The following is a 12932-nucleotide window of genomic DNA, read 5'->3' as shown; positions in this document are numbered from 1 at the left end:
GACCGGCGGGTACCGCCGGCCGCGGGGCTCCTCAGTGCCCACCCCCCCCGCAGCGCAGAACAGCGAGGGGGGCCGCCCCCTGTTCGGTGGCGGCCCCCTTCGCTGTCGCGCTGATCGGCGCTGCCCGCCTGGCGGAGGTGGTGCGGGAGGCGAAGCCTCGGCCGCTCGCACCGGTAGCGGATATCAACTTGAAGAATTCTTCACATTCATAGATGCTGCATCCTTGTATCGAGAGGTCCAGTACGGTCGGCCGCCGCGCGGCCGGCCCGGGGAGGGTGGCGATGAGCGACGTGTTCGACGAGGAACTGCGCGAGCAGCTGGCCGACGCCCGGCGCCTGCGCGCCCTGGCGCGGGAAGCGGGTGACGAGGACGGCGCCCAGGCGTACGCGGGCCGGATCACGCAGCTGCTGCGGATCGCCGCCCACCACGGCATCGCGGTGGAGCACTCCGCGGACGAAGTGGAAGAGGACTGAGGCGTGGCGGTCCCGCTGTACCAGGCCAAGGCGGAGTTCTTCCGAACCCTCGGCCACCCCGTCCGGATCAGGGTCCTGGAGCTGCTCCAGGACGGGCCGCGCCCGGTACGCGACCTTCTGGGCGCCATCGAGGTCGAGCCGTCGAACCTGTCCCAGCAGCTCGCCGTGCTGCGCCGCACCCAGCTGGTGACGGCGACCCGGGAGGGCAACACGGTGGTCTACGCGCTGAGCACCCCGGACGTGGCGGAGCTGCTGCGCGCCGCCCGGCGGATCCTCACCGAGATGATCACCGACCAGGAGGCCCTGCTCGCCGAGCTGCGGGAGCCCGAACGCCGGGCTCACAGCGCATGAGCGGCGGGGACACCACACGGCTTGCGGCCCGTGCGGGAGCGCGACTGCGCGCGGTGCTGCCGAACCGGGACGTGCTGGCGACGATGGGCCGCTCGCCGCGCAAGGACCTGCTGGCCGGGCTGACGGTCGCGATCGTCGCGCTGCCGTTGGCGCTCGGCTTCGGCGTGGCCTCCGGTGCCGGGGCCGAGGCCGGACTCGCCACCGCGGTGGTGGCCGGCGCGCTGGCCGCCTTCTTCGGCGGCTCCAACCTCCAGGTCAGCGGACCGACCGGGGCGATGACCGTCGTCCTGGTGCCGATCGTCCATCAGTACGGCACCGCCGGAGTCCTCACCGTCGGCCTACTGGCCGGGGTCCTGCTGGTCGCAGCCGCACTCGCGGGGGCCGGCCGGTTCATGGCGTACGTGCCGGCGCCGGTGGTGGAGGGCTTCACCCTGGGCATCGCCGCCGTGATCGCTCTCCAGCAGGTGCCCGCCGCGCTCGGCGTGGAGTCCTCGGGCGCGGAGAACGTCGTGGTCGCCGCCTGGGACGCGGTCGCCGACTTCGCGCGCACCCCGCACCTGGTCGCAGTTGCCCTGGCGGCCGGGGTCGCGGCGGTGATGCTGATCGGAGCCCGCCTGCGGCCGGGTGTCCCCTTCTCACTGCTGGCGGTGGCCGCAGCCACTGCGGTCACCGGCCCGGCCGGTCCGGAGGTGGCCACGATCGGGCACCTGCCCGCCGGACTGCCCGCCCCCTCCCTCGGCTTCCTTCGTCTCGGGGAGATCCCGCACCTGGCGACCGCGGCCCTGGCCGTGGCCGCGCTGGCGGCGTTGGAGTCGCTGATGTCGGCGACCGCGGCGGACGCGATGAGCGTCTCGGAGCGGCACGACAGCGACCGCGAGCTGTTCGGCCAGGGGATCGCGAACCTGGTCGCCCCGTTGTTCGGCGGCGTCGCCGCGACCGGCGCGATCGCCCGCACGGCCGTCAACGTTCGCTCCGGTGCCGCCTCCCGCCTGGCCGCACTCGTCCACGCAGCTGTTCTGGCCGTGGTGGTCTTCGCCGCCGGCCCGCTCGTCTCCGGTATCCCGCTGGCCGCGCTCGCCGGAGTGCTGATCGCCACCGCGGTGCGCATGGTCGAGGTCGCCTCGCTACGGGCGCTGGCCCGCGCAGGGCGGGGCGAGGCCGCGGTCCTGGCCCTGACCGCCGGCGCGACCCTGGCCTTCGACCTGGTCACCGCCGTCATCGTCGGCCTGCTGGTCGCCGGTGTGCTGGCCCTGCGCCGGCTCGCCCGTACCGCCGCTCTCACCAGGGTGCCTCTGCACGAGGGCCTGCCCCCGGCCGACCACCACGCCGAGGAGCAGGAACTGCTCGCCGAGCACATCGTCGCCTACCGCATCGACGGGCCCGTCTTCTTCGCCGGAGCGCACCGCTTCCTGCTCGAACTCGCCGAGACCACCGACGTCAAGGCCGTCATCCTGCGCCTGTCACGGGTCAGCGCGATCGACGCCACCGGCGCCCTCGTGCTGGGCGATGCCATCGCCAAGCTGGAACGGCGCAACATCCTCGTCCTGGTCTCCGGTGCCCGCGAGGAGCACCTGAAGACCCTCGACGCCCTCGGCGTGCTCGACACCCTGCACGCCGAGCACCGGGTCTTCGCGGCCACCCCCGATGCCATCGGCTACGCCCGACGCCACCTGAAGGGCGTCCTCCGGGGCACCCGCCAGGGTCAGCGGTGACCCGCGGCCGGGGGGCTTGCGTCATCACCGAGACCGCCCTGCCGGTCAGTCGAAGAAGGTGACCCGGCCGGAATCCAGGCGGTAGTACGCGCCGATCACCTTGAGCCTCCCGGCGGCGATCAGCGGATGCAGCAGGCGGTCGCGGTGCAGCGCGGCCACGGTCTGCACGGTCTGGGCGTGGATGGTGGCCTCGACCAGGTCGCCCGCTTCCGCGCCGAGGCGCAGGGCCTCGTCGTAGGGACGGCGGAGGTCGTGCGCGATGTCCGCCAGGTGGCCGGGCAGCCTGCGGCCGTCGCGGAAGCACTCGACGGCTGTGGTCACCGCCCCGCAGTGCTGGTGCCCCAGGACCACCAGCAGAGGGGTGGCGAGCTCGGCGGGTCCGTACTCCAGGCTTCCGGCCACCAGCGGATCGTGGGTATGGCCGGCGGTGCGGATCACCATCAGGTCGCCCAGACCCTGGTCGAAGACCAGCTCCGGCGGCACCCGGGAGTCGATGCAGGAGAAGACCACGGCGAACGGTTCCTGGCCCGCAGCCAGCTCCGCGCGACGGGCGGCGCCCGCGTCCGGATGGGCGGCCCGATCGCCGCACCACCTGTCGTTGCCGGCCCGAAGCCTGGCCAGCGCCAGCTCGGGCGTGCCCGCCGGCATCGGCGCCGCCACAGCCGCCGTGACCCGAGTCGGCACCGCGAGTACCGCCGCGGTGAACACACCCGCCCGAAGCGCAGCACGCCGATCCATCAGCCGTCCCGATTTCTCTGCACCACAACCCATGTGACGGCACATCACCATACTCCCGATTCGCGCGGGCGCTGACCGGCGGCGGGAACCGCGACACGCCCGCGGACGACCCGGGGCAGGCGCGCCACGTCGAGGGATCCCGACGGCGCCGAGCCCCGGGCTACCCCCGGTCGAGCCGCTGCGGCCGGGTCTCGACGGGTCGTTGAGCCGATGTTGACACCGGCTTGCGAGGGTGTCCACGGGGACGGGGCGAGGAACCGGCGGCCCCCTCCGACCCGCTGGACCCCTCCAAGCCCTTCGCCCCCTCCAAGCCCTTCAACCCCTTCGAGCCGTTCATTCCGTTCATTCCGTTCAAGCCCGGAAAGGCCATCCGCCTCGTGCACATCGGACTGTCCCTGCCCCAGTACGGCCGCCTGGCCGACCCCCGCCTCTGCGCCCCCGTCGCGACCGCCGCGGAGAAGATCGGCTACGACAGCCTCTGGGTCGGAGACCGGCTGCTCGTCGCGACCGAGCCGCAGAGCCGCTACCCCGGGGGCGACGGCACCGCGCCGGCCGAGCACCGGTCCTTCCTGGACCCGTTGACCCTGCTGACCGTGGCGGCGGGAGCGACCCGCCACGCCCGGTTGGGCACGAGCACCCTGAACGCCCTGTGGCACCCGCCGGCACTGCTCGCCCGCACGCTGACCACCCTCGACCTGGTGAGCGGTGGACGGCTGGACGTCGGGATCGGACTGGGCTGGTCCAAGGACGAGTACCAGGCCGTCGGCGTTCCCTGGGAGGGCAGGGGAGCCAGGCTGGAGGAGACCCTGGACGTGCTGGAGAGCGTCTGGTCCGAGGGCGAGGTGGTCTCCCACCGGGGGCGGCTGTGGACCGTGCCGCCCTCGGTGGTCCGGGCGAAGCCGGTGCAGCGGCCCAAGCCCCCGCTGCTGTTGGGCGGCTTCGGCCCGGAGAGCCTGGCCCGGGTCGGCCGGCGTGCGGACGGCTGGCTCGGCGTCGGCCTGCCCGTACCGGTGCTGGAGCACATGTGGCAGACCGTCCGCCGGCACGCCGTGGACGCCGGGCGCGATCCCGACGCGCTGCGGCTGGTCCTGCGGATCAACCCGGTGGTCACGGTGGATCCGGTACCCCAGGAGCAGGTGCCGCGCCGGGGGACGGTCGACCAGCTCGCCGCCTACCTGGCCACGGCGGTCCGGACCCTGGGCGCCGAACCGCTGATCGACCCGCACTTCACCGCGCAGGACCCCGACGGCTACCTCGACACCGCCCTCGCCCTGCACGACCGCCTGCGCCACCGCACCGACTGACCGCCACCCGGCACCGGCGCCCCGGACGTGCGCAGCCGTGTCCCGGGTGGCCAACGCGCACTCCTCGGTGAGCCGTTCGGCCGTGTCACGGATCCGCGCGCTGCCCGGTCAGCACTGCTGACGCGGCGAGGCACCGGCGGTCGCGGTCCCGGGTGGCAACGGCAGTGCGACGGTCACCGGCGTCGGTGGGGTGGGGCTCGGGGAGCAGGGGGTCGTCGCCGGTGGCCGCCCGCGTTCCCCCGAACCGTCCGCCTGCTGACGGCCGATCGTCTGGGGATTGCGTCCGGGACGAAGCATTTCGGCCAACTTGTTGCCGCACGGGTGACGTGTTCCCACCAAAGCTGGCACTGTACCGTCCCATCGCCGCAGAGGCCCTTGCCGTCGCACGTGTACCGAACGGCGCGGCGAGCACGTCGAAGACCGTTCCAGCCACGCGAACCACCAGCTCTACCGGGCGGCAACACCCTCGGCCGCCCGGCTGGCTCCGGCCGCTCGAACCCGGCCGTCGCAGAAGGAGTTCAGTGTGACTCGATCCCCCAGGAAGTCCGTCACCGCGGGCGCGTTGGCAGCCGGCGCCGCGATGATCGCGGCTGCGCTGCCCGCCGGTGCCGCCTCCGCGGAGGAGGCCCCGATCGCGGCCCCCGCCGGGGTGCAGGCCTTCGCCGGCGCGCTGCCGGTGGAGCTCTCGGCCCAGCAGCGCGGTGAGTTGCTCGCCGCCGCCGACGCCGGCCGGGCGGAGACCGCCGGGTTGCTGAAGCTCGGGTCGAAGGAGGAACTGGTCGTCAGGGGCGTCACCAAGGACGCGGACGGCACCGTGCACACCCGCTACGAGCGGACCTTCGCCGGGCTGCCGGTGCTCGGCGGCGACCTGGTGGTCCACGCCGCTCCGGACGGCTCCGTCAAGGGCGTCACCAAGGCCACCGAGGCGGACATCGCCGTCGACACCACCGCCAAGGAGAGCGCGGAGGCGGCGAAGGGCCTCGCGCTCGACAGCGCCGGGAGCGCGAAGGTGCAGGAGCCGGCGGCCGACAGCGCCCGCCAGGTGGTCTGGGCCGCGTCCGGCACCCCGCGGCTCGCCTGGGAGACGGTGGTCACCGGAACGCAGGAGGACGGCACGCCGTCCGAACTGCACGTCATCACCGACGCGAACTCCGGCAAGAAGGTCTTCGAGTACCAGGGCGTCGAGACCGGCGTCGGCAACAGCAAGTACTCGGGCCGGGTCACCATCGGCACCTCGGCGGCGGCCGGCGGCTACGCGATGACCGACCCCACCCGCGGCGGCCACAGCACCTACGACCTGAACGGCACCACCGGCACCAGGACGCTGTTCACCAACCCGACCGACACCTGGGGCGACGGCACCGTCGCCAACCGGCAGACCGCCGCCGTCGACGCCGCCTACGGTGCCCAGCTCACCTGGGACTACTACAAGGACGTCCACGGCCGCAACGGCATCAAGGACGACGGCGTCGCCGCCTACACCCGGGTCCACTACGGCAGGAACTACGTCAACGCGTTCTGGTCCGACACCTGCTTCTGCATGACCTACGGCGACGGCGCGGGCAACGTCAAGCCGCTGACCTCGATCGACGTCGGCGGCCACGAGATGACCCACGGCGTCACCTCGGCCACCGCGGGCCTGATCTACAGCGGCGAGTCCGGCGGCCTGAACGAGGCCACCTCCGACATCATGGCCGCCGCCATCGAGTTCTGGGCCGGCAACCCCGAGGACAAGGGCGACTACCTGGTCGGTGAGAAGATCGACATCAGGGGCGACGGCACCCCGCTGCGCTACCTGGACAAGCCCTCCAAGGACGGCCGCTCCAGGGACTCCTGGTCGCCCGACCTCGGCACCATCGACGTGCACTACTCCTCCGGCCCGGCCAACCACTGGTTCTACCTGGCCTCCGAGGGCAGCGGCGCCAAAACCGTCAACGGCGTGGCCTACGACTCCCCGACGTCCGACGGCCTGCCGGTCACCGGCATCGGCCGGGACGCGGCCGCCAGGATCTGGTACCGGGCGCTGACCACCTACATGACCACGTCCACCAACTACGCGGCCGCCCGCACCGCCACCCTCCAGGCCGCCGCCGACCTGTACGGGCAGACCAGCGAGGCCTACCGGAGCACCGCCAACGCCTGGGCCGCGGTCAACGTCGGCCCGCGCGTCGTCGACGGCCTCCTGCTCGACCCCGTCGGCAACCAGGTCACCGAGGTCGGCGCCGCCGCCGGGCTCCAGGTGAAGGCCGTCAACTTCAACCCGGGCGCCGTCACCTACCACGCGACCGGCCTCCCCGACGGCCTGTCGCTCCACCCGGTCAGCGGCCGCGTCACCGGCACCCCGACCACCACCGCCACCTACACGGTCACCGTCACCGCCAAGGCCTCCCACCACAGCAGGCTCTCGACGACGTTCACCTGGAAGGTCTCGCCGGGCATCTTCACGAACACCACCGCCGTGCCGATCCCGGACGGGGGGCCGGCGGTCTTCTCGGACATCGTCGTCGACCGGATCGCGGGCCGGGCGTCGAGCGACCTCAAGGTGGGCGTGGACATCAAGCACACCTGGCGCGGCGACCTGGCCGTCGACCTGGTCGGCCCGGACGGCACGGTGTACCCGCTGAAGAAGAGCAGCATCAGCGACTCGGCCGACAACGTCGTCGAGACGTACACGGTGGACGCCTCGGCCCAGTCCGCCAACGGCACCTGGCGTCTCCGGGTGCAGGACGTGTACCGCAGCGACTCGGGCCGCATCGACGGCTGGAAGCTCATCTTCTGACCGGGCTGCCACCCGGGTGATCCGGCCGGCGAAGGGTACTCACTTCGCCGGCCGGATCGCCTCTCGGGTGCGCGACCCGGGTGGCGCGCCCGGTGGCAGGCGGCTACTGGCGGCCGCAGAAGGCGGTCGCCAGCAGCTTCTGCGAGGTCGGCCAGCCCTGGCCGGTGTTGCGGTGGCCGTTGGTCGAGACCGCCACCACCCGGCGGCCCTCCGGGGTCCCGTAGAGGGCGCTGTTGTGCCCGCGGCCGGTGCTGCCGTTGTTGCCCCAGACCTCGCCGCAGGGCGTGGTCAACCGGCTGATCCCCAGGCCGTACTGGGCGCCGCCGCTCGCCGGGGCGACCGTCAGCATCTCGGCGAGCAGCGGTGCGGGGAGCAGCCGCCCGCCGAGCAGGGCGCGGAGGAAGGTGCCGAGGTCCGCGGTGGTCGAGATGCCGACGCCCGCCGCGTCCATCTCGCTCGGCTCCATCTCGGTGACGTCCACCGGGCCGCCGGGCAGATCGAGGTAGGTGTGCGCGTGCGGGCCGCGGATCCCGGTCGCGTGGACCGGCATCGACGTCCCGGTCAGCCCCAGCCGGTCGATGATCCGGCGCTCCACCTCCCGGCGCCAGTCGTGGCCGGTGACCCGCTCGACGATCATGCCGGCCAGCAGGTAGTTGGTGTTCGCGTAGGACCAGCCCGCGCCGGGCGCGAAGTGCGGCGGGTGGCTGTTGGCCACCGCGAGGAGCTGCTGCGGCGTCCAGCTCCGCCAGCGCCCCTCGCGGAGCCAGGTCGCGTGGTCGAGGCCGATGGCCGGGTCCTCGGTGTAGTCGAACAGCCCGCTGGTGTGGTTGAGCAGCTGGCGCACGGTGATGGAGCCGCCGCCGGGGACGGCACCCGGCAGCAGGCTCTCCACGCTGTCGTCCAGCCCGAGCCGTCCCTCGCCGACCAGCTGGAGCACGACCGTCGCCACGAAGGTCTTGGTCACGCTGGCGATCCGGAACCGGCCGTTCGCCGAGGGCTCGGCGCCGGTCGAGAAGTCGCCCACGCCCTCGGCGCCCTTCCACACCGTGCGCCCGTGCTCGGTCACCCGGGCGAGGGAGCTGGACGCCCCGCCGGCCTCGACCACGCCCGCCAGCGCCTCGTTCAGCGCCCGGGCGTCCGCACCGCCCCGGTGCGGGCCGCGGCCGGCCGCCTCCGGGCCGTTCCCCGGCGGCGCCTCGCCGACGGTCGCGGCTCCGGCCGGCCCGGTGCCGAGGGCGCCGGCCGCCGGGGCGGTCACGCCCACCAGGCCCGCGCCCGCCAGCGCGAGCGCGACGATCCGCACGGCCGTGCCCTGCCGTCCGGTGCGGGCCCTTGCGCCCGGCGCCGTCCGTGCCCCGTCCCGGTTCCCGGCCACCCTCATGAGTCCTCCTGCGTCCGTGCCGACGGTTCTCGCAACACCCGAAAAGAGTCAGAACCTGACACTTTGTCAGGCGAACACGAACCGGTCGTCCACCCGCCGGTGCACAGCGGCTCCGTCCACGGGTGGATGCCTCTCCGGCGTGTCGGCCCTCCTCAAGTCGGAGGTCGACCCGCCGAATGCCGGGTCTGGTATCCGACTTGAGGAGTAGTCGGAAGATTCCGGGAGGCCGTCCCTGCGGGCCTCGGCGTGCGGCCGCGCCGGATGGCGGGGCCGGCGCCCGCGCCGACCGCCGCGCCGTCCGCGCGGGCCGTCCCGGCGCCGGCGGGTCCGGCTCCAGCGCCAGGCCATTGGTGAAATGGAGATTCCGAGCCTGGCGCTCTTGACCATGTCTGAAATGTTTGTAACTCTCGATGTTCCCGCGGCCCGCCCGCGTACCCGCCCGACCGCAGCGCGGCGACGCGGCCCGATCGAAGAGGTAGACATGAGTTCTTCAACCACGGTGTTCGTGGCGACCAACGACCTGTCCGGATTCACCCGCGGGCGTGCCGCACCGGGCAACGCGGCCGACGGCGTGCTGCGCCGCGGGCTGGGGTGGGTCCCGGCCGATCTCGCGGTGACGGCCTTCGGGGAGCTCGCGCCCAATCCGTTCGGCTCGACGGGCGACCTGAAGCTGCTGCCGGCCGAGTCCACCGGCGTGGACATCCCCGCCCGAGGCGATGTGCCGGGCGTCCGTCTGTATCTCGCCGACCAGGTGCTGCCGGACGGCACCCCGTGGGAGAACTGCCCGCGCACCTTCGCCCGCAGGGCCCTCGACGACTTCCGACGTGCCACCGGGCTGGAGGTGGTGGCCACCTTCGAGCACGAGTTCATGGTCCCCGGACTCGACAGCGGCGCCCCGTTCTCCTTCAGCCGGTTCCGCTCCGCCGAGCCGTTCGGCAGCGAGCTGGTGGCACTGCTGGACCGGATGGGACTCGAACCGGAGACCTGGCTGCCGGAGTTCGGCACCGACCAGTTCGAGATCACCCTGCGCCCCTCCGACGCCATGACCGCCGCGGACCGCGCGGTGGTCCTGCGGGAGGTGGTCCGCGACCTGGCGTCCCGGCACGGACACCGGGCCACCTTCGCACCGCTGCTGCACCCCGACGGCAGCGGAAACGGCGTGCACGTCCACCTCTCCCTGCGCGACGCGGCCACCGGACGGCCGGTCCTGTACGACGCCGCCCGCCCCGGCGGGCTCTCCGAGCTGGGCGGGCGGTTCAGCGCGGGGATCCTCCGGCACGCCCGGGCGCTGCTCTCGTTCACGGCGGGCAGCCCCAGTTCGTACCTGCGCCTGACGCCCAACCGCTGGAGCTCCGCCGGGGTGTTCCTGGCCGAGCGCAACCGGGAGGCCCTGCTGCGGATCTGCCCGACGAGCACCCTGGGCGGCGGCGTCGTCGCCGACCAGTTCAACCTGGAGTACCGCGCCGCGGACGCGACCGCCAATCCGTGGCTGGTCCTCGGCGTCCTGGTGCGGGCCGGACTGCAAGGGGTGCAGGCGGACTACGCGCAGCCGCGGGTCTGGCCCGAGGAGGCGGGGGAGGCCGACCTCACGGACGTCCCCTCCCTGCCCGGCGGCCTGGAGGAGGCCCTCCTCGAACTCGACAAGGACGAGGTGGTGTCCGGCTGGTTCTCCGCCGAGCTGCTGGAGACCCACCGCTCGGTGAAGCGGTCGGAACTGGCCGCGGTCTCCGGCCTGGACGAGCGCGGCGTGTGCGGGCGGGTCGCCGATGTCTACTGAGCCGACGTCCACCGAGCCGACGTCCACCGACTCGACGTCCACCGACCTGCGCCGCCACATCGCCGCACTGCCGCTGGTCGACCACCACGTCCACGCCTCGCTCGCCTCGCCGGTCACCCGGGGGCAGTTCGAGACGCTGATCACCGAGTCCGACCGCCCCATCCCGGCCGGGGACACCCAGTTCGACTCCCAGATCGGGTTCGCGATCCGCCGCCACTGCGCACCGCTCCTCGGTCTGCCCCCGCACGCGTCGGCGGACGCGTACTGGGCGGCGCGGTCCGAGCGCACCCCGGAAGAGCTGTCGGACCTCTTCCTCGCCGCGGCCGGCGTCTCCGACTGGCTGTTGGACACCGGGTTCAATAGCGACGAACTGCTGTCGCCCGACACGCTCGCCGAGCGCCTGCCCGCCCGGTTCTCCGAGATCGTGCGCCTGGAGACCGTCCTGGAGGGCATCGCTCCGACGAGCAGCGCCGCGCGCCTCGCCGACGACTTCCGGACGGCGCTCGCCGACGCCACCGCGTCGGCGGTCGGCCTGAAGTCGATCATCGCCTACCGCTACGGCTTCGACTTCGCCCCCGCCCGCCCCTCCGCCCAGGAGGTGGAACGCGCGGCGGGCGCCTGGCTGCGCGAACTGGAGGCGGGCGCCCCCGTCCGGGTGTCCGACCCGGTGCTGCTGCGGATGGCCCTGTGGACGGGAGTGGACACCGGTCTGCCCCTGCAACTGCATGCCGGGTACGGCGACCCCGACCTGGACCTGCGACGGTGCGACCCGCTGCTGCTGATGCCCTGGCTCAAGGAGATCGACGGTACCGGCACCGATGTCGTGCTGCTGCACTGCTACCCGTTCCAGCGCAACGCGGGGTTCCTCGCCCAGGTGTTCCCCCACGTCTACTTCGACGTCGGTCTGGGGGTGAACTACACGGGCGCCGCCTCCACCGCCGTCGTCGCCGAGAGCCTCGAACTGGCCCCCTTCACCAAGGTGCTGTACTCCTCCGACGCCTGGGGGCCGCCCGAACTCCACCACCTGGGCTCCGTCCTCTGGCGGCGCGGCATGGCCCGGGCGCTCGGGGGCTGGGTCGAGGAGGGCGAGTGGTCCGAGGCCGACGCCGTCCGCGTCGCGACGATGATCGGACGCACCAACGCGCAGCGCCTCTACGGACTGCCCCATGCCTGACCCGGACGCGTACGAGGCCCTGTGGTCCGCCCTGGACCGGCACCTCCCCGCGGCGCTCGACCTGCGACGCCGACTGCACCGCGAGCCCGATCTGTCGGGTGACGAGGCGGCGACCCGGGACATGGTGCTGGCCGCGCTGCCGGGGGCCGGCGCGGCGGTGAAGACGGCGGAGACCGGCGCGGTGCTGCGCATCGGCGGGCCGGGGCCGGCGATCGGGGTGCGCGGGGAGATGGACGCGCTGCCCGTCACCGAGGAGACCGGTGTCGCCTGGGCGTCGGCGCGGCCGGGGGTCATGCACGCGTGCGGTCATGACACCCACCTCGCCGCACTCGTCGCCGTGGCGGGAGCCCTGGCCGAGACGGGTCCTCCGGTGCCCCTGCTCGCCGTGCTGCAGCCGCGCGAGGAGACCTACCCGTCCGGGGCGCAGGACATCACCACCAGCGGCGTGCTCGACTCCGAGCAGTGCGCCGCCATGGTGGGCGTCCACGTCCAGCCCCTGCTGGCCCGGGGCGAGGTGGCGTGCACGGCGGGGGGCGTCAACGGATCGTCCGACGAGTTCGAGATCGTCGTGCGGGGCAGGTCCGGACACGCCGCGTACCCCCATCTGACGAACGACGCGCTGCTGGCGATGTCCGAGATCGTCGTCGCGCTGCAGAGCGTGGTGAGCCGGTCCGTCGACCCGATGGCGCCCGCCGTCGTGGGAGTGTCGTCGTTCTCGGCGGGCAACGCCGCGAACGTGATCGCCGGCACGGCGCGGGCGACGGGCACCGTCCGGGCGCTGGCGTCCTCGACCCGGGAACTGATCCACCGGCGGATCACGGAGGTCGCCGAGTTCGTCGCGCGGGCGCACGCCTGCACCGCGTCGGTGACCATCACCCACGGGGAACCCGTGCTCGCCAACGACCCGGTCCTGGTGCGGAGCATCACGCACCAACTGGACCGCCGGGGGGTCCCGGTCTCCGGGAACCTGCGCTCGCTCGGCTCCGACGACTTCTCCTACTTCTGCGAGCGCGTGCCCTCGGCGATGCTGTTCGTCGGCACGGGGACGTCCGAGCCGCTGCACTCCTCGCGCTTCCTGCCCGATGACGGGGACGTGCGCGCACTGGCCACCGCTCTGATGGCGGCGTACCTCGGAACGGCTGCCGCCCTGGAGGAGCACGCAGGCGCCGCGGGGGCGCCGGCCGGATAGCGGCCCCACCGCACCGACGGCCCGGGGCCGGGTCACCCGCAGCAGCGGTGACCC

The 12932-nt window shown here is 73.5% G+C and carries 10 protein-coding genes; 8 read left to right on the top strand and 2 right to left on the bottom strand.

Annotation, left to right across the window (positions count from 1 at the left end; genetic code table 11):
• Positions 1 to 281: 281 nt before the first annotated feature.
• Genes ACFU74_RS31200 through ACFU74_RS31190 form a run of 3 tightly spaced genes read left to right on the top strand, consistent with a single transcriptional unit; the run spans position 282 to position 2536 of the window.
• Positions 282 to 473, top strand: a complete 192-nt coding sequence (locus ACFU74_RS31200; protein WP_380762846.1) for a hypothetical protein — start codon at positions 282 to 284, stop codon at positions 471 to 473.
• Positions 474 to 476: 3 nt separating this feature from the next.
• Positions 477 to 824, top strand: coding sequence for an ArsR/SmtB family transcription factor (locus ACFU74_RS31195; RefSeq protein WP_380762843.1), 348 nt, complete (start codon positions 477 to 479; stop codon positions 822 to 824).
• Positions 821 to 2536 (top strand): SulP family inorganic anion transporter, encoded by a 1716-nt coding sequence (locus ACFU74_RS31190; protein ID WP_380762841.1) that lies wholly within the window; start codon positions 821 to 823, stop codon positions 2534 to 2536. The genes ACFU74_RS31195 and ACFU74_RS31190 overlap by 4 nt, the downstream gene beginning before the upstream one ends.
• A gap of 45 nt (positions 2537 to 2581) precedes the next feature.
• Here the strand turns inward: ACFU74_RS31190 and ACFU74_RS31185 are convergent, their stop codons facing one another.
• Positions 2582 to 3184: a carbonic anhydrase gene (locus tag ACFU74_RS31185; RefSeq protein WP_380762838.1), complete on the bottom strand. Its 603-nt coding sequence runs from the start codon at positions 3182 to 3184 to the stop codon at positions 2582 to 2584.
• Positions 3185 to 3651: 467 nt separating this feature from the next.
• Here ACFU74_RS31185 and ACFU74_RS31180 point away from each other — a divergent pair, with 467 nt between their 5' ends.
• The gene (locus tag ACFU74_RS31180) at positions 3652 to 4578 is read left to right on the top strand and encodes a TIGR03619 family F420-dependent LLM class oxidoreductase (protein ID WP_380762836.1); all 927 of its coding nucleotides are present in this window, start codon (positions 3652 to 3654) and stop codon (positions 4576 to 4578) included.
• 523 nt (positions 4579 to 5101) lie between these two features.
• A complete protein-coding gene (locus ACFU74_RS31175) occupies positions 5102 to 7357 on the top strand; it encodes a M4 family metallopeptidase (RefSeq protein ID WP_380762833.1) in 2256 nt (751 codons plus the stop codon).
• A 103-nt stretch (positions 7358 to 7460) separates the two neighbouring features.
• On the opposite strand, the gene ACFU74_RS31170 is transcribed toward ACFU74_RS31175, so the two are convergent.
• Positions 7461 to 8738: a serine hydrolase gene (locus ACFU74_RS31170; protein ID WP_380762830.1), complete on the bottom strand. Its 1278-nt coding sequence runs from the start codon at positions 8736 to 8738 to the stop codon at positions 7461 to 7463.
• 481 nt (positions 8739 to 9219) lie between these two features.
• Between ACFU74_RS31170 and ACFU74_RS31165 the strand changes: the two genes are divergently transcribed.
• From ACFU74_RS31165 to ACFU74_RS31155, 3 genes are read left to right on the top strand one after another with little or no spacing between them, the layout of a single operon-like run.
• Entirely contained in the window at positions 9220 to 10515 is a 1296-nt protein-coding gene (locus tag ACFU74_RS31165) for a glutamine synthetase (RefSeq protein WP_380762828.1), read from the top strand.
• Positions 10505 to 11689 (top strand): amidohydrolase family protein, encoded by a 1185-nt coding sequence (locus ACFU74_RS31160; protein ID WP_380762825.1) that lies wholly within the window; start codon positions 10505 to 10507, stop codon positions 11687 to 11689. Before ACFU74_RS31165 ends, ACFU74_RS31160 begins: the two co-directional genes overlap by 11 nt.
• Positions 11682 to 12878, top strand: coding sequence for a M20 family metallopeptidase (locus ACFU74_RS31155; RefSeq protein WP_380762823.1), 1197 nt, complete (start codon positions 11682 to 11684; stop codon positions 12876 to 12878). Before ACFU74_RS31160 ends, ACFU74_RS31155 begins: the two co-directional genes overlap by 8 nt.
• Positions 12879 to 12932: the final 54 nt, after the last annotated feature.

The sequence above is a fragment of the Kitasatospora sp. NPDC057500 genome (assembly GCF_042802195.1).
GTDB lineage: Bacteria > Actinomycetota > Actinomycetes > Streptomycetales > Streptomycetaceae > Kitasatospora.
Note: the sequence above shows the minus strand (reverse complement) of the source record. Positions and strands in the feature narration are given on the sequence as shown.

Bases quoted from the DNA above. Each gene is read 5' to 3' on its own strand.
- ACFU74_RS31200 (WP_380762846.1), top strand. From the start codon at position 282: ATGAGCGACGTGTTCGACGAGGAACTGCGCGAGCAGCTGGCCGACGCC.
- ACFU74_RS31190 (WP_380762841.1), top strand. From the start codon at position 821: ATGAGCGGCGGGGACACCACACGGCTTGCGGCCCGTGCGGGAGCGCGA.
- ACFU74_RS31185 (WP_380762838.1), bottom strand. From the start codon at position 3,184: ATGCCGGCGGGCACGCCCGAGCTGGCGCTGGCCAGGCTTCGGGCCGGC.
- ACFU74_RS31170 (WP_380762830.1), bottom strand. From the start codon at position 8,738: ATGAGGGTGGCCGGGAACCGGGACGGGGCACGGACGGCGCCGGGCGCA.
- ACFU74_RS31165 (WP_380762828.1), top strand. From the start codon at position 9,220: ATGAGTTCTTCAACCACGGTGTTCGTGGCGACCAACGACCTGTCCGGA.
- ACFU74_RS31160 (WP_380762825.1), top strand. From the start codon at position 10,505: ATGTCTACTGAGCCGACGTCCACCGAGCCGACGTCCACCGACTCGACG.
- ACFU74_RS31155 (WP_380762823.1), top strand. From the start codon at position 11,682: ATGCCTGACCCGGACGCGTACGAGGCCCTGTGGTCCGCCCTGGACCGG.